General features: G+C 60.5%; 20 protein-coding genes. 9 read left to right on the forward strand and 11 right to left on the reverse strand.

Translation table 11 applies throughout. From position 1 onward, the window contains the following. Window positions 1-5: 5 nt before the first annotated feature. On the forward strand, window positions 6-431 hold the full coding sequence (locus tag EX00_RS08715) for a GNAT family N-acetyltransferase (RefSeq protein WP_047457604.1): 426 nt from the start codon (window positions 6-8) through the stop codon (window positions 429-431). Window positions 432-466: 35 nt separating this feature from the next. Here EX00_RS08715 and EX00_RS08720 read toward each other — a convergent pair whose 3' ends face one another. Further along, window positions 467-2,458 (reverse strand): PhoX family protein, encoded by a 1,992-nt coding sequence (locus tag EX00_RS08720; protein WP_047456370.1) that lies wholly within the window; start codon window positions 2,456-2,458, stop codon window positions 467-469. 141 nt (window positions 2,459-2,599) lie between these two features. Next, a complete protein-coding gene (locus tag EX00_RS08725) occupies window positions 2,600-3,169 on the reverse strand; it encodes a GNAT family N-acetyltransferase (RefSeq protein ID WP_047456372.1) in 570 nt (189 codons plus the stop codon). A 307-nt stretch (window positions 3,170-3,476) separates the two neighbouring features. On the opposite strand from EX00_RS08725, the gene EX00_RS08730 reads away from it, so the two are divergent. Beyond that, window positions 3,477-4,466 carry a glutathione S-transferase family protein gene (locus EX00_RS08730; protein ID WP_047456373.1) on the forward strand — a complete coding sequence of 330 codons (990 nt, stop codon included), beginning with the start codon at window positions 3,477-3,479 and terminating at the stop codon, window positions 4,464-4,466. A gap of 295 nt (window positions 4,467-4,761) precedes the next feature. Here EX00_RS08730 and EX00_RS08735 read toward each other — a convergent pair whose 3' ends face one another. Beyond that, window positions 4,762-5,253 (reverse strand): NUDIX domain-containing protein, encoded by a 492-nt coding sequence (locus EX00_RS08735; protein ID WP_047456375.1) that lies wholly within the window; start codon window positions 5,251-5,253, stop codon window positions 4,762-4,764. A gap of 68 nt (window positions 5,254-5,321) precedes the next feature. On the opposite strand from EX00_RS08735, the gene EX00_RS08740 reads away from it, so the two are divergent. The 5 genes from EX00_RS08740 (at window position 5,322) to EX00_RS08760 (ending at window position 8,782) form a co-directional block, all read left to right on the forward strand. Next, window positions 5,322-6,239 carry a metallophosphoesterase family protein gene (locus EX00_RS08740; RefSeq protein WP_080761216.1) on the forward strand — a complete coding sequence of 306 codons (918 nt, stop codon included), beginning with the start codon at window positions 5,322-5,324 and terminating at the stop codon, window positions 6,237-6,239. Between the two features lie 96 nt (window positions 6,240-6,335). Further along, on the forward strand, window positions 6,336-6,902 hold the full coding sequence (locus EX00_RS08745; protein WP_047456379.1) for a tetratricopeptide repeat protein: 567 nt from the start codon (window positions 6,336-6,338) through the stop codon (window positions 6,900-6,902). 212 nt (window positions 6,903-7,114) lie between these two features. Further along, window positions 7,115-7,630, forward strand: a complete 516-nt coding sequence (locus EX00_RS08750) for an RNA polymerase sigma factor (protein WP_047456380.1) — start codon at window positions 7,115-7,117, stop codon at window positions 7,628-7,630. Window positions 7,631-7,650: 20 nt separating this feature from the next. Then, entirely contained in the window at window positions 7,651-8,469 is an 819-nt protein-coding gene (locus EX00_RS08755) for an anti-sigma factor (protein WP_080761235.1), read from the forward strand. A gap of 109 nt (window positions 8,470-8,578) precedes the next feature. Beyond that, complete coding sequence (locus tag EX00_RS08760) at window positions 8,579-8,782, forward strand: hypothetical protein (protein ID WP_047456383.1); 204 nt, start codon at window positions 8,579-8,581, stop codon at window positions 8,780-8,782. Between the two features lie 51 nt (window positions 8,783-8,833). On the opposite strand, the gene EX00_RS08765 is transcribed toward EX00_RS08760, so the two are convergent. After that, window positions 8,834-9,238 (reverse strand): hypothetical protein, encoded by a 405-nt coding sequence (locus EX00_RS08765; RefSeq protein WP_047456384.1) that lies wholly within the window; start codon window positions 9,236-9,238, stop codon window positions 8,834-8,836. A gap of 360 nt (window positions 9,239-9,598) precedes the next feature. Between EX00_RS08765 and EX00_RS08770 the strand changes: the two genes are divergently transcribed. Next, window positions 9,599-11,446 carry an ABC transporter ATP-binding protein gene (locus EX00_RS08770; RefSeq protein WP_047456387.1) on the forward strand — a complete coding sequence of 616 codons (1,848 nt, stop codon included), beginning with the start codon at window positions 9,599-9,601 and terminating at the stop codon, window positions 11,444-11,446. A 69-nt stretch (window positions 11,447-11,515) separates the two neighbouring features. Here EX00_RS08770 and leuA read toward each other — a convergent pair whose 3' ends face one another. From leuA to EX00_RS08795, 5 genes are all read right to left on the reverse strand, one after another. Next, window positions 11,516-13,228 carry a 2-isopropylmalate synthase gene (gene leuA / locus EX00_RS08775; RefSeq protein WP_047456389.1) on the reverse strand — a complete coding sequence of 571 codons (1,713 nt, stop codon included), beginning with the start codon at window positions 13,226-13,228 and terminating at the stop codon, window positions 11,516-11,518. A 328-nt stretch (window positions 13,229-13,556) separates the two neighbouring features. Further along, on the reverse strand, window positions 13,557-14,780 hold the full coding sequence (locus EX00_RS08780) for a benzoate/H(+) symporter BenE family transporter (protein ID WP_047456391.1): 1,224 nt from the start codon (window positions 14,778-14,780) through the stop codon (window positions 13,557-13,559). A 96-nt stretch (window positions 14,781-14,876) separates the two neighbouring features. Beyond that, complete coding sequence (gene greA, locus EX00_RS08785; protein ID WP_047456393.1) at window positions 14,877-15,359, reverse strand: transcription elongation factor GreA; 483 nt, start codon at window positions 15,357-15,359, stop codon at window positions 14,877-14,879. 168 nt (window positions 15,360-15,527) lie between these two features. Beyond that, entirely contained in the window at window positions 15,528-16,484 is a 957-nt protein-coding gene (locus EX00_RS08790) for an MYG1 family protein (protein WP_047456395.1), read from the reverse strand. 148 nt (window positions 16,485-16,632) lie between these two features. After that, window positions 16,633-17,220 (reverse strand): ATP-dependent Clp protease proteolytic subunit, encoded by a 588-nt coding sequence (locus EX00_RS08795; protein ID WP_047456399.1) that lies wholly within the window; start codon window positions 17,218-17,220, stop codon window positions 16,633-16,635. 232 nt (window positions 17,221-17,452) lie between these two features. Between EX00_RS08795 and EX00_RS08800 the strand changes: the two genes are divergently transcribed. Beyond that, window positions 17,453-18,244 (forward strand): DUF2076 domain-containing protein, encoded by a 792-nt coding sequence (locus EX00_RS08800; RefSeq protein ID WP_047457605.1) that lies wholly within the window; start codon window positions 17,453-17,455, stop codon window positions 18,242-18,244. A 62-nt stretch (window positions 18,245-18,306) separates the two neighbouring features. On the opposite strand, the gene queF is transcribed toward EX00_RS08800, so the two are convergent. Continuing rightward, window positions 18,307-18,771 (reverse strand): preQ(1) synthase, encoded by a 465-nt coding sequence (queF, locus tag EX00_RS08805; protein ID WP_007692459.1) that lies wholly within the window; start codon window positions 18,769-18,771, stop codon window positions 18,307-18,309. Window position 18,772: 1 nt separating this feature from the next. Then, a complete protein-coding gene (gene emfA / locus EX00_RS08810; protein ID WP_047456403.1) occupies window positions 18,773-19,687 on the reverse strand; it encodes a CDF family cation efflux transporter EmfA in 915 nt (304 codons plus the stop codon). Window positions 19,688-19,707: the final 20 nt, after the last annotated feature.

Raw genomic sequence — 19,707 nt, forward strand, 5'->3', positions numbered from 1 at the left:
TTGCCATGTCGCGACTTGATGTAACGGACACGCCTTCCGAAAGCGACCTCGCGGCGATCGGCGAAGGCCTGACTGCCTTTAACGCCGGTGATGTCGGCCCCTCCGAGCGCCGCGTGCTTGCCGTCCTGATCCGCGACGAAAGCGGCAAAACGATCGGCGGCGTCTCGGGCTATACGGCCTGGGGCTGGCTGTTCACGGCATGGCTGTTCGTTCCGGAAGCATTGCGCGGCCAGGGCATGGCCGGCAAGCTGCTGGAAGCGGCGGAAGCGGAAGCCATGACGCGAGGTTGTTTCGGCGCCTGGATCGATACCTTCAATCCGCAGGCACTGCGCGCCTATCAGCGGCAGGGCTATGCCATCTTCGGCGAGCTGCCGGATTTTCCCTTGGGCCGCAGCCGCTACTTCCTGCAGAAAAAACTATCGCCCCGCTGAGGCAGACGGGGCGATAGTTTGTTCTTTACAAAGCCTTAGACGGCGATCTTGCCGCCACCGGTCTTGGTGATAGCCACCACGGCGGGACGTACCGGCATGTCCGGCTTGAAGTCCGGCCAGCGCGTCGACAGATCCTCGTAATAGGACGGACGGCCATGACCGGACCAATCATCGCCACCGTCGCCCGGATGCTGCACGGCCACGAAAGCCGTCTGGTCATCGGGCAGGAACAGCGGGCCGCAAAGCTCGGCGCCGACCGGCACGCGGTAGAACAATTTCGAGGTCGCCCGCGCATCGCCTTCCGTATCGACGGCCCAAAGGCCATCGGTGCGTCCCGTCGCCTTGTTGTTGTTGCCGTCGGTCGCCACCCAGAGACGGCCGGCGGCATCGATGGAACAGTTGTCCGGCATGCCGAACCAGCCGTTCTTCGTCGTCTCGGTCGAGAAGGAAGCCCCGACGGCGGCAACGGAAGGATCGCCGCATTTCAGCAGCACTTCCCACTTGCCCTTGGTTGCCGAGAACACGCCGTCCTCTTCGCTAATCTCGATGATATGGCCGAAGGCGTTGTCGGCGCGCGGGTTGGCGGTGTCGACCTGATCGGCTTTGCGCTTGGTATTGTTGGTCAGCATGACATAGACCTTGCCGTTGACGGCGTTGGGCTCGATGTCTTCCGGCCGGTCCATCTTGGTCGCGCCGAGCAGGTCGGCGGCGCGGCGTGTTTCGATCAGCACGTCGGCCTGGCTGGCAAAGTCGTGTTCCGCCGTCAGCGGCCCCTCGCCGAAGGTCAGCGGCAACCAGGCAAGCGTGCCATCCTCGGAGAACTTGGCGACATAGAGCGTGCCTTTGTCGAGCAGATCGAGATTGGCGGCGCGGTCGGCGGCATTATAGGTGCCGGCGGTCACGAACTTGTAGACATAATCGAACCGTTCGTCGTCGCCGAGATAGAGGACCACACGGCCATCCTTGGAAACGATATTGGCAGCACCCTCATGCTTCACGCGGCCAAGCGCCGTGCGCTTTTTCGGCACCGACTGCGGATCGAGCACGTCGACTTCGACGACCCAGCCATAGCGGTTCGGCTCGTGTGGTTCCTTGGAGAGATCGAAACGGTCGTAGAAATTCGCCCATTCATAGCTGCCTTCCGGCACGCCATAGCGCTTGTAGTTGGCGGCTTCCTTGTGGCCTTCCGGCAGCTTGCCGGAGAAATAACCATGGAAGTTCTCCTCAGCCATGATGTAGGTGCCCCAGGGCGTAACGCCGCCGGCGCAGTTGTTGAGCGTGCCGAGAACCTTGGCGCCGATCGCGTCGGCCGAGGTCTTCAGCCGGTCGTTGCCGGCGGCAGGGCCGGTCAGTTGCATCTCCGTCGTCGCGGTGATGCGGCGATTGTATTTGCTGTCCGGAACGATCTGCCACTTGCCGTCAACCTTGCGGATCTCGACGATGGTGCCGCCATGCGCGGCCATCTCGATATCGACCTGCTCCTTGCTCAACGGCGCCTGCTTGATCTTGCCGTCAGCGATCGTCACCAGGCCCGGAAACATCAGATGCGGGTTGGTATATTCGTGGTTGACCACCAGCAGACCATGTTCGGAAGAACCCTCCAGCGGGATATAGCCGACATAGTCGTTGTTGTAGCCGAACTGGCGGCGCTGTGCCTCGGCGGTCTGGTTCTTCGGATCGAAAGCCGGTGAATCGGCAAAGAGCGCGTCGCCCCAGCGCAGCAGCACATTGGCATCATAGCCTTCCGCGACATGATGATCGGCGTCAACGCCGGCTTCGACTTCCTTGAAGGCGAAGGCCGAGCCGCCGGCCGCGCGTGCCTTTTCCGCGCTTACCAATGCGAGCGGCCCCACCGTCGCGGCAATTGCGGAAACAGCGAGCGACCCTTGCAGGAAGCCACGGCGGGAAAAGCGACGTCCGATGATTTCCCCCATCGTCGGATTGTCGGTTGAGTTATGGCCTTCCCCGTCAGCGTCTTCCAGCTGACTGGTCGGAAATATATCTTTTTGCGTGAGATTTTCAGTCATTGCACTACCCCCAAAAGTTTCGCAATTGCTCTGATCGGAACAGGCAAAACTCTAGGTTGGCCGTATGACAGGTAGATGAAAAATGCCCGCGCAAGCGAGCGCGCGGGCGGTAATCGGGCCAGCCTGTGGAAATCGTCGTGGTTAGACCGCGATCGCCACCGGCGGCAGGTCTTCGTCGTCAACGTCCTCGGCAGCGGCAACCGTTGCGGCATCATCATGCCAGGCAATCATGCCCTTCAGCCGCTCATGGGTGTCGGCGGCGAGGGGCACGACAAGCACCCTGCCCGGATCGACTGGCCCTGGAAACGCCAACGCGTTATAGGCGACCTTTTCGAAGCCGAGCGGCCCATAGTAAGGCGGATCGCCCACCAGGATCACGGCTTCCGATCCCTTGCGTCTGGCGGCCTCGATCGCGATCCGCACCAGTTCCCGGCCGATGCCCCGGTTCTTGTGCGACGGACGGACGGCGAGCGGCCCAAGCAGATGCCCCTTGACCGAGCCGGCGAGCACCGGCGTCATCCGGACCGAGGCGATCGTCTCGCCGTCGTCGGCACAGATGAAGGAGAGCGTGCGGTCATGCGGCCCTTGCTCACGAATCCGCGCAGCGGCGCGTGTGAACCGGCCAGGACCGAATGCTTCTTCGTTGATGAGTTCGATGACAGCGTCGTGCGACGCATCCTCAGTGAGGTAGACCAGATCGTGCTTGTACATTAGACCACAGAAACCAGATAGACAGACGGGATGGTTCTCGAAAACGCTTCTCGAGCGTTCGGGATCATCGGCGTCGTCGCAGGCTTCTGGTTGCTGTCATGACAAGTGGTCCTCAAAGTGTGACAAGCCCGATAGCAGGAAATATTCGGCGCGTCCAATGCAAAATGCGCGCAGTCGTTTGTTGATGCATGATCATGTCGGGATGATGTCGTAACGCACTGTTCATCATTTGCCGTCTCGCTATTCCGCAGACATGCCATATTTTCCAGAGCAAGTTTTTCGACAGGATTTCCGAAAGGATGGAACAATGGGCATGTTGGTTGATGGCGTCTGGCACGACGTCTGGTACGACACGAAGGAAACCAAGGGCCACTTCAAGCGCGCCGCCTCACAGTTCCGCAACTGGATCACCGCCGACGGAGCGCCGGGGCCGAGCGGTACTGGCGGCTTCAAGGCAGAGGCCGGGCGCTACCATCTCTACGTCTCGCTCGCCTGCCCCTGGGCGCACCGTACGCTGATCTTCCGCAAGCTGAAGAAGCTTGAGGACCTGATCTCCGTTTCCATAGTCGATCCGCTGATGCTGGAAAATGGCTGGGAATTCAAAGGCAAGGATGGCGGCACGGTCGACCATCTCTTCGGTGCAAAGGCGCTCTGGGAAGTCTACGTCAAGGCAGATCCACATTATTCCGGCCGCGTCACCGTTCCCGTCCTCTGGGACAAGCAGACCGGCACGATCGTCAACAATGAGTCCGCCGAGATCATCCGCATGTTCAACAGCGCCTTCGACGGCCTGACCGGCTCGAAGGATGATTTCTACCCGACGGACCTCAGAGCCGAGATCGATACACTGAACGAGGTCGTCTACGACACGGTCAACAACGGCGTCTACAAATCCGGCTTTGCCGGCACGCAGGAAGCCTATGACGGCAATGTCCGCCGCCTGTTCGAAACCCTCGATATGCTCGACAAGCGCCTGGAGGCAAGCCGCTATCTCCTGGGCGACCGGCTGACCGAGGCCGACTGGCGGCTCTTCACCACGCTCGCCCGCTTCGACGCCGTCTATGTCGGTCATTTCAAATGCAATATCCGTCGCATCGAGGACTATCGCAACCTGTCAGGCTACCTGCGCGACCTCTATCAGGTTCCCGGTGTCGCCGAGACCACGAACCTTACGCATATCAAGGATCACTACTACCGCAGCCACAAGACGATCAATCCGACCGGTATCGTCCCCCTCGGCCCCGATCTGGATTTTGACCGCCCACATGGGCGAGAAAGATTGGCGAAGGCGGCATGAGGCGCGGTCAATCTCGCCCCTTGCGGGCGAGAAAGCAAAATCAGCATTTAGCGTCAGCTAAGTGCTAGATTTTGCAAGAGAGGGGGTAGGCAGGGACGCAAGATGCAGACCCCCGCTCTTGCAATTTCAATGGCTTAGAAATTGCGCCAAACCTCGAATCCTGAGCTGCTTTCGAAGCCGCAATTCCTAAACCAGTGAAATTGCTTTCTCGCCCGCCAAGGGCGAGATAGGCTTCCCCCGCCGCTCGTTTGGCTTTCCACGTCGAACCGCGTCATGATGTTCGGCACGAAAGCCGTCACCAATAATTCGAGGGCGCCTCGCCGCCCTCCAGCTCCTTCAGCCGCCGATACGTCGCCTTGGTCGTCCCAATCGGCAGGGCGTCGAGCGGAAAGAAGCCACTTTCGACGATCTCGAGATCCGGCTTGCGCGGCGCGGTCTGCTCGACCTGCACACGGAAAAAGACGACATGGTCGCGTTTGCTGGTGCGGTTGTTGAAATAGACGTGGAAGAGCTGCGGCCGGCCCGATATCGCCAGATTGCCCTCCTCCCGCAGTTCCTTCACCAGCGCCTGCTCCACCGTCTCGTGACGCTCGACGCCGCCGCCGGGCATATGCCAGCCGGCGATATAGGAGTGCCGCACGAGAAAGATCCGCCCTTCCTGATCGAAACAGGCAGCTCGCACACCCATGGTCATGCTGCGGGTGAGCGCGAAATAGCTATGGAGCATTCGCCCGAGTAGCCTCACCCGCCAACCGCGGGATTCGTCGGGAGACGTACGCTCGTTCATGTCACAGCTCCGCCATCGCGATCGGCCAGCGGCAAATGGATGTATTTGTTTTGACAATGGACTGGGCTATGTCTCAACCCATGTTCAAACTCGCGCATATTTCCGACGTTCATCTGGGTCCCTTGCCCCGGCTTTCGATCAGAGAACTCGCTTCGAAACGCATTACCGGATTTGTGAACTGGCACCGAAACCGGCGCAAGCATCTTTTCGGCGGCACCCTCGATCTTCTTCTGGACGATATCAGGGCAAAGCAGGCCGACCATCTCGCCGTAACCGGCGATCTGGTCAATCTCGGCAGCGGTATCGAGATACGGACCGCCGCCGAATGGCTGAAGACGGTCGGCGATCCCGCCTTCACCTCCGTCGTTCCCGGCAACCACGATGCCTATGTACCCGGCGCCTATGAGAAGGCCATGCGCGCCTGGTATCCCTACGTTCAGGGCGATCATGCGCCACCGGAGTGGCCGGAAGACCGGCACGTCTTCCCCTATCTGCGCATCCGCGACCGCGTCGCCATCATCGGCTGCTCGACAGCGGTTGCCACTCCCCCCTTTGCCGCCAGCGGCTTCTACTCCGCCCGGCAGGCGCGCGAGACGGTGAACATGCTGCGCGCCGCGGGCGAGGCTGGCCTCTTTCGCGTGCTGATGATCCACCACCCCCCGATCCGTGGCGCGACCAGCTTCTACAAGCGCATGATCGGCATCCGCCGCTTTGCTGCCGTCGTCTCGAGCGGCGGCGCCGAGCTCGTCCTGCATGGCCATACCCACCTCAACACGCTGCATTGGCTGAAGGGCCAGACCGGCCCGGTGCCGGTCATCGGCATCGCGTCTGCCTCACAAGGCCCCGGTGGGCTGAAGCCGGCCGCCGCCTACAATCTGTTCACCATAGGTGGCCATCCGGGTGCATGGGAGCTCAAGGCCGAGCGCTTCAGCCTCAACGCTCGCGGTGATGGCGTAGAGGCCCAGGGCATCGACATCCTGGCGTGATAAAAGGTGGTATTTTGTGAAAACCGCCCTATCGTTTCGGTAGCGTTTTCGACTATCCGGAGCTACAATCCAACCATCTGATTTTGGGAGGATATCATGAGCTTTGGCGTCACGATGAAGAATTCCGCCATAATGGCGCTTGCCGCCGGATTCTTGTTCGGCGCCAGCCTGCAGGCCTTCGCCGCCGGCTCGGAGAGCGACGAGACCGCGCCGCCGCCGAAAACCAAGACGACCACCAAATGCACCGATGGCAAGGTCTGGGACAAGGACAAGAAGGAATGCGTGAAACCGCAGAAAAGCGGCTTCAATGACGACCAGCTTTTCCAGGCCGCGCGCGAATTCGCCTATGCCGGCCAATATGACAACGCCATCGCCGTGCTCAAGCTCGCCAGGAACCAGGAAGACCCTCGCATTCTCAACTATCTCGGCTATTCCAACCGCAAGGCCGGCCGCATGGAGCTCGGCATGAGCTATTATCGCAGGGCCCTGCAGCGGGACGAAAACTATATCCTCGCGCGGTCCTACATGGGCCAGGCACTGCTTCAGCAGGGCGATGTCCAGGCAGCCCGCGTGCAGCTTGTCGAAATCCGTGATCGCGGCGGCGAGAATAGCTGGGCCTATCGCTCGCTACAGCAATCACTGAACGGTCAGATCACCTATTGAGACGAGTGCGCGCACCGCCTTTCCTCAAGATCCGGCCGGATGCGAAAAGGAAGTGACAGACGCAATTTTGAAGACTTGCGAAACGGCAGGAAAATGGTTCATACCAATACAGGACGATGCTTCGGCTCAAGCCGCTTTTCCCCGGAGAAAAGCCGTCTTTTGCCGCAAGGCGTCCGCAGGACAATAAGCCTCAACGTCTCTCTGGAAAGACAATGCCGACGCCGGTAGCAGCCATCGATATCAGACGCGATCTGGTCGGCCTTCTCCCGAAGCTCCGGCGCTTTGCCGTGACACTGACCGGCGATCTGGCCGAGGCGGATGAGCTCGTGCAGAGCGTCTGTCAGCGCGGTATTGCCAAATTCCACCTCTGGAACAATGACGGTCGGCTGGAAAGCTGGCTCTATACCATGGCCCGCCATCAATGGATCGACGAGGCACGGCGTCACCGCCTGCGGTCCGTCACCAAAGGAAGCGCGCTGGAACACGGCGAACTGGCAACCCCTGGCACACATACCAATCCCGTCGAAGCAAGCGAAGCGCATCAGATGGTCATATCTTTGCCTGAAGGATTGGCCAGTGTCTTCCTGCTCGTCGATATCGAGGGGCACAGCTACAAGCAGACGGCCGATATTCTCGGCATTCCCCTGTCGACGGTGGCGTCGCGGCTTTCCAGTGCCCGGCTTCGTCTTGCCACCCAGGGGCACAGCCGCTCGCCACGAAGGTTTTAGCATTGCAGGACATGAAGAAAATGCCGCTCGAAGCTCGTCTGTCCGCGTTTATGGACGGCGAAACGAGTCGTGAGGAAAAGGAAGAGCTGGAGCGGCTCATCGCCTCCGATCCAGAAGCACGCCGGATCTTCGACGAGTTGAGGCATGGCTCCGATGTCGGCCGCAAGGCTTTCGAGGAAGTACTGAAGGAGCCCGTACCGCTGGCGCTGGTGCGCTCCATCAAGAGCGCGCAGGCCCCAAAGGCGCGGGAACCCGCCCCTCGGCTCGCCCGGCCATCCTTGAAACTCGCGCCGACCGGCCGCCAGGCGCTTGCTGCCGCTCTCATCCTCTTCCTCGTCGGCGGCGGCATCGGCTATCTCCTCGGCATCCTGCCGACACGCGCCCCGCCCCCTGCCCCGATCACGACCGCGCAGAACCGCACATGGCTGGACGATATTGCCGCCTACCACCGCGTCTATTCGCGCCAGCCGCATCATGTCGTCGAAGTGCAGGCGACCGAGGCAGACGAAATCAGCAAATGGCTCACGGGTACGGTCGGCGTGAAATTCAATCTGCCGGATCTTGCCGCCGACGGGCTCGTTTTCCAGGGCGCGCGCATGTTCATCGCCGGCGGCAAGCCGGCTGGCCAATTGATCTACAAGAACCTCGACGGCGATGTCATCGCCATCTGTTTCGCGAAAGATGAGGGCGTCTCCGACGGCGGCAATCTCGATGAGACGATCAAGGACGATGTGAGTATCGTATCCTGGCATCGCAACGGCACCGCCTATGCCGTCGTCGGCCCTTCCTCCGACGCGATGCTCGATGAAATCGCCAACCGGGTCTCGACCGAGATTTAAGCTGACCGCTGACCGAGGTCCTGCTTGCGGCTTCGGCCCAGCGAGAGGATACTGTTCCTCCATCAATCGCATCCGGAGGCATCGCCCGACGGGTGCCCGGAGATCGACCATGTCCGACATCCTGCTGACTATCCCGGAGCTTGACAAGCGCATCGCCGCAATCAGGGGAAACCTGCGCGAATTGATCGAGCAAGCCGCCGCCTATTCCGGCGCGGCGGACGAAGAGCGGGCATCGGAGCGTATAGCAGATCAGGAAGAAGAGCTCGAACGCCTGATCAAACGTCGAGATGAGCTTTCCAAGACGCAATCCTGAATGCGGAGAGACGGGTAGAACGACTATCCATTCCCGTCTCTTGTCGCAGGATCAGTGAGACGGAGCGGGCGAAACCGTCGTCGCGGTTTGCTCGCCTGTAAAGATGATGACGGCGAACAGCAGCACACCGATGAAGGTGACGACCGACGCCACGGCCACCACCGGCTCCATGGCCATGTTGCCGAGAAGCATGAAATACAGCGCCGGCACCATGACCGCGACGCCCGCCGTGTAGACGTAGTACTGGATCATCACCAGCCGCTTTTCTGCCTTTCGCGGGTTCAAGGCATGATAGCCGCCGAATATCGCCATCGTCACCCAACCAAGAAGATTGGCATGCGCATGAGCGGCGACGACGCTGTGATCCTCGGTGATCGCCATATTGAGACCTATCCCGATTCCGATAATCAGGAAGATGATCGCTGTCTTGAAGTATAGACTGGCAATTCGTGGCATGATTTCCCCCTTAATTTTGTTGGACTTCGAAAATATCACACGAACGCTATTCCGGAAATACAAATTCAAACATCGACAGAGAACGGATTTATTTAACAATAAATGGATTTACCTTTTCCGTGAAATCAATGAGCAGTATTGATGTCATTGCTTCTGCGGACATTCAACCTGACACTCCAGGCCAGCAAATCCTGCTGACATCGCTGCCATCATGCGCTATACAACCGTCAAGCGACTTTCAGAGGAGAGCACTTTGATGAGAACCTACGGCACCCAAAACCACCGCTGAAAAGCAGTGCCGTGAAGGGCTGCTTGTTTGGCCCATCCATCAAATTGCCATCTCGCCCCTGGAGGGCACTCATGTTTCGTCGCTTCGAAAAGCTCGTCGATCCGTTCCAGCATTATGACGACCTGACCCCGCCGCCGGATGCCTGGCGGTATCTCAAAAGCAATCTGCGCCCCTTCCGCTTCGTCATGACCATGAGCCTTGCGCTCACCGTCATCGGCGCGGCGATCGAGGTCTGGCTGATCGGCTATACCAGCCAGCTCGTCGATATTCTGGCCACTGCCCGGCCGGATCAGCTCTGGGCGTCCCACGGCACCGGCTTGCTCGCCGCCGCCGCTCTCGTGCTGATCGGCCGGCCGATTGCCGGCTATCTCCGCGAAAGCCTCGACGACATCGCGTTCCGGCCGAATGCCGAGACATTGGTCCGCTGGCGAGCCCATCGCCATGTCCTGCGGCAATCCGTCGGCTGGTTCCGCCAGGATTTTTCCGGACGGATCGCCGCCCAGGTGCGCGATATCGGCAACTCCGCGACCGGAGCTGCCTATGCGGTGCTGCATACACTATCCTTCGTCAGCATCTATGTCGCAGGCTCGCTTTGGCTTATGGCCTCGATCGATTGGCGTCTCATCTGGCCGCTGCTCATATGGGTCAGCTGCTATCTCGGCCTGATGGTCTTCGTCATCCCCAGGCTGCGCAAGGCATCCGAGGAGTTCCAGGGCGCCTATGCTTCCCTGACCGGCATGCTGGTCGATACCTATGCCAATATCGACATCATCAAGCTCTTCGCCAATGCGGCGGAAGAAGACCGTGAAGGGCGGGAGCGTTTCGCTGTCGCTCGCGAGACATTCGTGCGAGTTCAGAGGCTCGAGGTCATGGTCAATTCCAGCATGCTGTTCCTCGGCAGCTTTCTGATCGTCGGGCTGGTCGGCTATGCCGTTATTCTGTGGCAGGGCGGTGGCGCGCCGCTTGGCCTCATCGCCGCCTCGCTCGCCCTGAGCTTCCGCATCACCGGCATGGCGGAATGGATGCTCGACGCCGTATCGTCGCTGTTCGGCCATCTCGGCGCGATGCGGCAATCGCTGCTGACCGTGGCGCAACCGCTCGCCATTGCGGGTGAGCCTGCCGCGCGCGAGCTTGTGGTCAATAGCGGCGCGATCGCCTTCCGAAACGTGACGCACCATTACGGCAAGGGCAATGGCGGCCTGAACGGTGTCTCGCTGCGGATAGCGCCGGGCGAAAAGGTTGGCCTCGTCGGCCGTTCCGGCACCGGAAAATCGACGCTCGTCAATCTGCTGCTGCGGTTCTTCGATCCGGAAGCCGGCTCCATCGAAATCGATGGACAGGATATCCGCAGCGTCACCCAGGAGAGCCTACGCCGGCAGATCGCCATGGTGAGCCAGGATGCCGCCCTGCTCCATCGCTCCGTTCGTGACAACATCGCTCATGGAGATCCGCGCTTTTCCGAGAGCGCGATTGCAGCGGCGCTGGATAAAGCGGCGGCGAGTGAATTCGTCGCCGCCCTGCGGGACCACGAAGGCCGCACCAGTTACGATGCTCATGTCGGCGAGCGCGGCGTCCAGCTTTCGGGCGGCCAGAGGCAGCGTATCGCGCTTGCCCGTGCTATCTTGAAGGACGCACCGATCCTCGTGTTGGACGAGGCCACATCCGCGCTCGACTCGGAGGTGGAGGCCGTCATCCAGGATACGCTCTATCGCGTCATGGAGGGCAAGACGGTGATCGCCATCGCTCACCGCCTCTCGACCATCGCCCGCATGGACCGTATCGTCGTTCTCGATGACGGGCAGATCGTCGAGAATGGCACGCATGGCGAACTGCTGGCGCAAAATGGCATCTACGCCGCTCTCTGGGCGCGCCAATCCGGCGGCTTCATCGGCGACGACGATCCCGCCCTGGCTGAATAGGTGGAAACAAAAAATCCCCTCGATCATCTCGAGGGGATTTTGTCTTCACTGGACTACAGCGGCTGAAATTCAGCCCTTCTTGGCCTTGATGTCGAGCACCCGGTTCGCCGCCGAGACGATCGCCTCGAGAGAAGCGGCGACGATATTGGTGTTGATGCCGGCGCCGAAGAGCTTGCCGCCGGGATAGGAGGTCTCGACATAGGAGATCGCCGCTGCGTTCGAGCCATGCTGCAGCGAATGCTCGGAATAGTCCTCGACCGTCATCTGAATGCCGAGATAGATCGAGAGAGCATTGATGAATCCATCGATCGGGCCATTGCCGCGACCTTCGATGCGCTTCACCTCGCCATTGTCGGTGATCTCGGCTGCTACGATGCGCAGGCCCTTATGCTCGGGATCGGCGAAAGTGTGGTGATCGACGAACCGGATACGGCCGTCAGGCTGCGTCACATAGCGCTCGATGAAGTGCTCGTAGATCCGCTTCGCCGGCAGTTCCTTGCCTTCTTCATCGGTGATCCGCTGGATCTCCTCGCGATATTCCACCTGCAGATTGCGCGGCAGATTGATGCCGTAGTCCTGCTGCATGATGTAGGCGATGCCGCCCTTGCCCGACTGCGAATTGATGCGGATGATCGCCTCGTAGGAGCGGCCGACATCCTGCGGATCGATCGGCAGATAGGGCACTTCCCAGATCGAATGGTTGGCAACCTTCGACGCCTTCATGCCCTTGTTGATCGCATCCTGATGCGAGCCGGAAAAGGCGGTGTAAACCAACTCACCGACATAAGGGTGACGCTCACCGATCGCCATCTGGTTGGAATATTCGAAGACGTCCTTCATCCGTTCGATGTTGGAGCAGTCGAGCTCGGGATCGACGCCTTGCGTGAACATGTTCAGCGCCATGGTGACGACATCGACATTGCCAGTGCGCTCGCCATTGCCAAACAAGGTGCCTTCGACACGGTCGGCGCCGGCCAGCAAGGCCAGCTCGGCGGCAGCGATACCGGTGCCGCGGTCATTGTGCGGATGCAACGAGATCAGCAGGTTTTCGCGATTGTCGAGATTGCGGCACATCCATTCGATCTGGTCGGCATAGATGTTCGGCGTCGCCATTTCGACGGTGGACGGCAAGTTGATGATCAGCTTGTTGTCCGGCGTCGGCTTCACCACCTCGATGACGGCGTTGCAGATTTCCAGCGCCACATCCAGCTCGGTGCCGGTAAAGCTTTCTGGCGAATATTCGAAACGATAACCGCCGCCGGCCTTGGCCGCCATGTCGGTGATCATCTTGGCGGCATCGACGGCGATCTGCTTGATGCCCTGCACATCCTTGGCGAACACCACGCGGCGCTGCAATTCGCTGGTGGAATTGTAGAAATGCACGATCGGCTTGTTGGCGCCTTCCAGGGATTCGAAGGTGCGGGTGATCAGCTCGGGCCGGCACTGCACCAGGACCTGCAGCGAGACATCGTCCGGCACGTTGCCCTGCTCGATGCACCAGCGGGCGAAATCGAAATCGGTCTGCGAGGCCGAGGGGAAACCGATCTCGATTTCCTTGAAGCCCATGTCCAGCAGCAACTGGAACATGCGGGCCTTGCGGTCGTGGCCCATCGGGTCGACCAATGCTTGATTGCCGTCGCGCAGATCCACGGAACACCAGATCGGCGCCTTGGTGATGACCTTCGACGGCCAGGTGCGGTCGGGAATGTTGATCTGCGGGTAAGAGCGGTACTTCACCGCTGCTTCGGGCATGCCTTTGGGGGAATGGCTGTTCGCGTCCATGGTTTCGTCTCTTCCTTTCCCGTCATATGCCCCGCGTCTTAACCGATCATAGGCGGCTTGGCGATGACAAATGCGGACCCTCTAGGGGTATGCGGTCAATTTTGGGAAATGTCTCGAGGAGCGATGGCCGGGCGGGCTTTACGGCCGCCGAGCGCTCCTCAAAGGACCCGGCAACCGCGCGTAAGGCCGAGAAGAAGAAGCGAAGTGAGGGCGCGCGTATTGTCACGCAGGGCAATGCGCCCACGTACAATCTGCTCGGAAATCTTTGCGCCAGTCGTCTTCATGACCGCGCTTATAACCGCGCGGCGGAAAGGAAGCAACCCCCTGCTTATCTTTTCAGCACTTGCACAAAATGCGAGAGCGCCATCATCAACAAGCCGGCGATCAAGCCCCAGAAGGCGCCGGAAATCCCGGCGAAGGACACGCCGGATGCCGTAACGAGAAAGGTGACCGCCGCCGCCTCGCGCGATTCTACTCTCTGAAAGGCGTTCATGGCCGAGTTGGACAGCGCGCCGACCAGCGCCAGCCCCGCGACCGCCTCGATCAGGACCGGCGGGGCCAGCGTGACGAAGGCGATGACGGCGCTCGCAAGCAATCCGAGGATGATATAGACGACACCCGCGATGATCGCCGCCCAATAGCGCCGCTTGGGATCGGCATGGGCGTCCTGTCCTGCGCACATGGCGGCCGTGACGGCAGCGAGATTGATGGCATTGCCGCCGAAGGGCGCGCTCAGCAGCGAGAACAGGCCGGTGACGGCAAAGAGCGGGCCGGGTTTCGGATCATAGTGGTGCACCTTCAGCACCGCGATCCCCGGAATATTCTGGGACGCCATGGTGACGATGAACAGCGGCAGCGCGATGGAGACGAGCCCTGCAACGGTGAAAACCGGCCTGACCAGCTCGACGCTCGGCAACAGCGAGTGCTCCAGCGACATCAACGCTCCATCCGGTATTCTCACGCCGAAGGCCAGCACCAGCGCAAAGGCGACCACCGCCGCCGGTACCGCCCAGAGCCGTTTGACCGCGCCGACTACGATCCAGGCAAGGACGATAGGCAAACCAAGCAATGGATTGAAGGCGATCGCGTTAACCGGCGCAAAACAGAGCCCGATCAGCACACCAGCCAGCATGGCATTCGCCAGTGGCGCCGGAATGGAGGCAACGGCGCGCCCAAGCGGCCGGAACAGGCCGGCAATCACGATCAGCACAGCACAGACCAAAAACGCTCCGACCGCCGCCGGAAAACCACCCTCGATCGCGCCGGTGCTGGCAAGCAATGCCGCCCCAGGCGTCGACCAGGCAATACTGATCGGCATCTTCGTCACGCCGCTGACCACGATGGCGCAAAAACCCATCGAAACCGACAACGCCATCAACCCGGACGCCGCCTGCGCCTCTGTCGCCCCGACCGCCTGCAACCCGTGCACGATCACGGCAAAGGAACTGGCGAAGCCGACAAAGGCGATGAGACAGCCCATGAACAGGCTTTGAAAGGAGAAATCTTTGAGCATGGCAGTGATGGAAGACTCATGGATGCGAAGGAAACGCATGGAGCATCTTAGACGGTGGTCATGCAAGAGTTGTTTGGGGAGAGAATAGCGCAACCCTAAAGGCCATCACGCACGCATCATTGCCAAATGAGCGCTCTAAGAGATCGCGACGATCTCAAGTTCTTGATCGCCGACGCTCGCGACATCTCCAACCGCCTTCCCCATCAGCAGCCTTCCCACCGGGGATACGAAGGAAATCGATCCGGTCTTGGGGTCCGCTTCATCCTCTCCGACGATACGATAGGTCTGCACGCGCCCGTCGTCGCGGCTGAAGGTTACCGTGCTCCCAAAGGCAACCGTGTCGATCGAAGCAGGTGCAGGGATAGGCTGAGCCGTGCGAATTCTTTCCGCCAGGTAGCGCAGATCACGCAAGGGGCCGGCAGCCTGGCGCCGTCTTTCATTGATGTCTTCGATCGTGCTCGCTACGGCATAGGCCGCGCGCGCCTGTTGCAGCTGCGACTCCAGAGCCTTCAGTCCCGCCTCCGTCACAAGGTTCGGATGTGGTGAAATCGGACGGTCGGGCAACAGGGTTTCCGAAGCGGTTTCGAAACTCTCTTCCTTGGTGAAGGCAACGGCCATTTCGAACTCCGGTTAGTCGTGGTGTGTTCTTGCGGCGCATGAGGCGATTGCCCCACGCGTTTGTCAAAACCATATATACGACGAGAACGGACGAACCGCCAATCTTGACCCATCGGTGGATGGACGGCTGATCGGGTCTTTCAATGGCAACGAGAATAATTCAGAGCCTCAGACAGCGCTCGCGTCGGCGGTCGATTCTTGCTCGATGGAGACAGCTTCCGTTACCGCCAGCTCGGCCATGGCGAGAGCGGCCTCGCGGGTCTTGGCGGCGGCGATGAAGCGGCCATTGTGGCAAAAACTCGCGCCCTCCACGCCGCAAACCACTTCCAGCTCACCATTGGTCAAGCCAGCCCAGGCGGCAGGCAGATCGGCCCGCAGCTCAAATCCCTGGTCGGCGCGGCGGATGCCGGTCAGACACCAATCCTTGTCGCGCGGGTGAACGACAAACAGCAGGTGATCGGCGCCCGCCTTCACGATGGCGGGACGGAAGGGCATTCCCATCGGGAGTTCCAGAATACGGCCTTCGCCTGTCTCCACAATTGCCTGATGCACGAGCGCCTCGGCGCGCAATTTTGCAGCGCTCTGGCCTATCCTTGCCTCGACGAAACTACGCGCAATGGCAAGTGCGCTTTGGAATCCACGATCCTCGGCCTTGGGGTCGGTTTCGTCGAAAACGGGCTTCAAAGTTTCTAGCAGGGCTGGCAGTGTGAGCCCAGCCAGTTGCCCGGCAACGGAGGGGCTAAGCGCACCATTGTCGACCAGATCGACCGGCAGCACGAAGCTGTTGTCGAAAGAGGTGTGCAGCGCCTCGATATGCGCTTCCGGCAGGCCGAAAGCGGCAAGATAATCGCGGCCATAATGCTTCCAGATCAATCCGAACGAGCTGTAGGGCTGGCCATCGTCCCGTAACGGTGCGCCGCGCTGGTGGTGATCGAAGATCCGCTCTGCGGCATCATATTTTCCGCCGACATCATAGATGATCCGATCCGCGCCGGGTGTAATCCATTCTGGCGCCCTGCTACGGACGATACGAGCCTGCGAGAAAAGCCGGGTCAGGATGACGCTAGACAGCAGTTCATCGGCATGGAAGCCACCGGAATGGGTGACGAGGAAATCTGGGATCATACCGATATGCGCCTTGTTGTTCGCGGAAGGTCCGCTTGGGATTGGCACCAGATAACCGTTGCTGGATGCCAGCTCAACCCGTCATCACGAAAAACGCCCTCGCCTGCCTTCCGGCAAGCGAGGGCGTTTTATAATCGATATTGCTAGATCAAATCTCAGCCTGAGACGTAACGATCCGCGAAACCAGGCCATAAGCCTTGGCTTCTTCGGCCGACAGCCAATAGTCGCGGTCGGTGTCCTTGGCGATCTTTTCGATCGGCTGGCCAGTGGCTTCCGAGAAGATCCGGTTCAGACGCTCGTTCATCTTGATGATCTCGCGAGCCTGGATCTCGATATCAGAGGCCATGCCGCGCGTGCCACCGGACGGTTGGTGCAGCAGGAAGCGCGTGTTCGGCAGGCAAATACGACGCTCCTTGGGAACCGAAACGTAGATCAGCGCACCAGCGGAGGCGACCCAACCGGTGCCGATGATCCAGACCTTCGGCTTGATGAACTTGATCATGTCGTGAATGGAATCGCCGGATTCGACGTGGCCGCCGGGCGAATTCACGTAGATGCGGATATCCTCATCGCTGGCGGAGGAAAGTGCCACGAGCTGCGAGCAAACCTTTTGAGCCAGTTCCTGCGTGATGCCGCCGTAAATGAAGATGGAACGCGACTTGAAAAGATTCGCCTCCGCGTCCTTGCCCAAGGGCTGCTCGGTCTTCTTGTCTTCCTGTTCGTCTTCGTCGTTCATTCAACTCTCCAGCATGATGCGTCGTTCACCGCACATAGTGCGACTCAATGCGTAAAACAATGCCGGAAAAAGGCAAGGCGGGAATAGCACCTGGGAATAGGGCGTTATGGTTGCGGATTACCGAAATGTAACTTGCCGCGGCTTTGAAAAACCGAAATTGCATCCTACGTCAGGTTAGCGCGAGAAAAAGCGCGCCCCGAATTTGCAGCAACAGATTGCCAAGGAGGCCATCATGTCGCCTGAAGAACGTCAATTGCTCGCCTCTCTCTTCGACCGCGTCCGCGCCGCCGCCGGCACCCAGCGCGATGCCGACGCGGAGAGCTTCATCAATCAGTCGGTTCACGACCAGCCCTATGCCCCCTATTTTCTCGCGCAGGCCGTCATCATGCAGGAACAGGGCATGAAGGCCGCGGCCGACCGCATCCAGCAGCTCGAAGCGCGCGTGCATGAGCTGGAACAGCAGGGCGCTGATAACCATCCGCAGGGCCAAAGCGGCGGTTTCCTCGGCGGCCTCGGCTCGCTCTTCGGCGGTGGCCAGCAGCAACAGCGCGGTCCCGCGCCCCAGGCCGGCTACCCGCAGCAGCAAGGTCATCTCTATGACGATTACGCCCGCAATGCCCAACCGCAGCCCGGCCCATGGGGCGGCCAGCAACAACCGAGCGGCCCCTGGAGCCAGCAAGCAGCCCCTGCCTCGGCCGGCGGTAGCTTCCTGCGCGGAGCGCTCGGCACAGCCGCCGGCGTCGCCGGCGGCGTGATGCTGGCGAATTCGCTCTCCAGCCTCTTCAGCCCCCATCTCGGCGGCACCGCCGCTGGCGGCCTCTTCGGCGGCACCGGCACCGCTGCCGGCGTTGCCGAACAACCAGCCCAGGAGACGGTCATCAACAACTATTACGGCAACGACGACAACAACGATCAGAATGATCAGAGCGCGGCCGATTACGCCCAGGATGCTGCCCAGGACGCTCAGGACGACGCCAATGACGATTCGTTCGACAATAGCGGCGACGACAGCTCGTTTGCCTGAGGCCAATCGTCTTTGACCCATAAGAAAAGGCCGCCTCCCTCGGGATAGCGGCCTTTTTCAATTCAACCGCGCCCGCGATAGGGCTGCACGCCCTGATCCGGCAGCCACACGCCTTCCGGCGGCTTGCCCGTCTGCCAGAAGACGTCGATCGGGATGCCACCACGCGGATACCAGTAGGCGCCGATGCGCAGCCACTTGGGCTCCAGCAACTCCACCAGACGCTTGGCGATATAGATCGAGCAATCCTCGTGGAAGGCGCCGTGGTTGCGGAAGGAATGCAGGAAAAGTTTTAGCGACTTCGATTCCACCAGCCACTCGTTCGGCACATAGTCGATGACGATATGGGCGAAATCGGGCTGGCCGGTCATCGGGCAGAGCGAGGTGAATTCCGGCGCGGTGAAGCGCACGACATAATCCGTGCCGGCATGGCCAGCGGGCACCTTCTCGAGAACGGCCACCTCGGGGTTCGCGGCCGTTTCCGTCTGGTTGCCGAGCATCGACAGGCCGGAAACATCGGTCTTGGGCATATCAGGTCTCCTTGATCACTTTGACGCGGATGCCGTGGGCCTTTTCGCCCTCGGGTTCCACATGAATGGTTATTTCCGCGCCCGCATGGATCGCCCGTATGGCGTCTTCAAGGCGGTCGCAGATGCGATGTGCTTCCCGTACCGGCATGGCGGCGGGTACGACAAGGTGGAAATCGACGAAAGTCACGGCCCCTGCCCGGCGCGTCTTCAGATCGTGGACGCCGAGCGACCCATCCGCATGCGTCGCAATTGCCTGCTTGATCACCTCTTCCTCATCCGGAAGCACGGCCTTGTCCATCAGTCCATCGATGGACGTGGAGATGACCTTCCAGCCCTGATAGAGGATGTTGATCGCGACGAGAATGGCAAGTACCGGGTCGAAAATCGGATAGCCGGTGCCAAGCGCCAGAAGCAAGCCGATGAGCACGCCGACCGAGGTATAGACATCCGACATGATGTGCTGCCCGTCCGCCGTCAGCGCTGGCGAACGGTGTTCGCGGCCCACGCGGATCAGCGTCAGCGCCCATACGCCATTGATGACGCCGGCGACGAGGTTGATGGCAAGACCAAGGACAGGCGCCTGCATCGGCTGCGGATTGCCGAGGTGCCCCACCGCCTCCTGCACGATCATCAACGCCGCAACGACGATCATCACGCCCTCGGTAACGGCGGAGAGATATTCCGCCTTGTGGTGACCGAAGGGATGGTCGTGATCGGCCGGCTTCTGCGCATAGCGGATGACAAAAAAGGCGATGAAGGCGGCGACGACATTGACCGTGGATTCGAGACCATCCGACAACAGCGCGACGGAGCCCGTCACCCACCAGGCGGCCATCTTCAGCCCCATGACGCCTAGGGATAGCGGCATGCCCCAGAAGGCCAGCCGCCGTATTGTCTGATTGCCCTGTTCGTTCATGCGTGTCTCCAATGCGGATG

Origin of the sequence: Martinezella rhizogenes (assembly GCF_000799715.1) — a bacterium.
Taxonomy (GTDB): domain Bacteria; phylum Pseudomonadota; class Alphaproteobacteria; order Rhizobiales; family Rhizobiaceae; genus Rhizobium; species Rhizobium rhizogenes_C.